Below are 1,406 nucleotides of genomic sequence, written 5' to 3'. Positions count from 1 at the left end.
GTATCAACACACACGCAACGTTGTACCGTCTTATCCTCTGTACCTGCTAAGGTTATAGGGACAAGCCGTACGGGCAATTAGTACTGGTTAGCTTAATGCATTACTGCACTTCCACACCCAGCCTATCAACGTCCTGGTCTCGAACGACCCTTCAAAGAGCTCAAGGCTCTGGGAAATCTCATCTCAAGGCAAGTTTCCCGCTTAGATGCTTTCAGCGGTTATCTCTTCCGAACTTAGCTACCCGGCAATGCCACTGGCGTGACAACCGGTACACCAGAGGTTCGTCCACTCCGGTCCTCTCGTACTAGGAGCAGCCCCCTTCAAATTTCCAACGCCCACGGCAGATAGGGACCAAACTGTCTCACGACGTTTTAAACCCAGCTCACGTACCACTTTAAATGGCGAACAGCCATACCCTTGGGACCGGCTACAGCCCCAGGATGTGATGAGCCGACATCGAGGTGCCAAACTCCCCCGTCGATATGAACTCTTGGGAGGAATCAGCCTGTTATCCCCAGAGTACCTTTTATCCGTTGAGCGATGGCCCTTCCATACAGAACCACCGGATCACTATGTCCTACTTTCGTACCTGCTCGACTTGTCAGTCTCGCAGTTAAGCACGCTTATGCCATTGCACTATCAACACGATGTCCGACCGTATCTAGCGTACCTTCGAACTCCTCCGTTACACTTTAGGAGGAGACCGCCCCAGTCAAACTGCCTACCATGCACTGTCCCCGATCCGGATAACGGACCAAGGTTAGAACCTCAAACAAACCAGGGTGGTATTTCAAGGTTGGCTCCACGAGAACTAGCGTCCCCGCTTCAAAGCCTCCCACCTATCCTACACAGATTGGTTCAAAGTCCAATGCAAAGCTACAGTAAAGGTTCATGGGGTCTTTCCGTCTAGCCGCGGGTAGATTGCATCATCACAAACATTTCAACTTCGCTGAGTCTCGGGAGGAGACAGTGTGGCCATCGTTACGCCATTCGTGCAGGTCGGAACTTACCCGACAAGGAATTTCGCTACCTTAGGACCGTTATAGTTACGGCCGCCGTTTACTGGGACTTCAATCAAGAGCTTGCACCCCATCATTTAATCTTCCAGCACCGGGCAGGCGTCACACCCTATACGTCCACTTTCGTGTTTGCAGAGTGCTGTGTTTTTATTAAACAGTCGCAGCCACCAGTTTATTGCAACCCTTTCACCCTCATGGAGTAAACCAATCAAGCTACCGGGGCGTACCTTTTCCCGAAGTTACGGTACCAATTTGCCGAGTTCCTTCTCCCGAGTTCTCTCAAGCGCCTTAGAATACTCATCTCGCCCACCTGTGTCGGTTTGCGGTACGGTCTCGTATGACTGAAGCTTAGAGGCTTTTCTTGGAACCACTTCCGATTGCTTCGTG

General features: G+C 51.3%; 1 rRNA gene (only partly in view). It reads right to left on the bottom strand.

From position 1 onward, the window contains the following. Positions 1–56 precede the first annotated feature (56 nt). Positions 57–1,406: ribosomal RNA gene (locus O0879_RS28500) — 23S ribosomal RNA — on the bottom strand; its annotated part runs 1,256 nt beyond the window's last position; the annotation flags it as partial.

This window comes from Janthinobacterium sp. SUN120 (assembly GCF_030397735.1).
In the GTDB taxonomy this organism is placed as follows: domain Bacteria; phylum Pseudomonadota; class Gammaproteobacteria; order Burkholderiales; family Burkholderiaceae_D; genus Janthinobacterium; species Janthinobacterium kumbetense.
The sequence above is the reverse complement of the archived record's forward strand: the minus strand, read 5'-3'. Positions and strand labels throughout refer to the sequence as shown.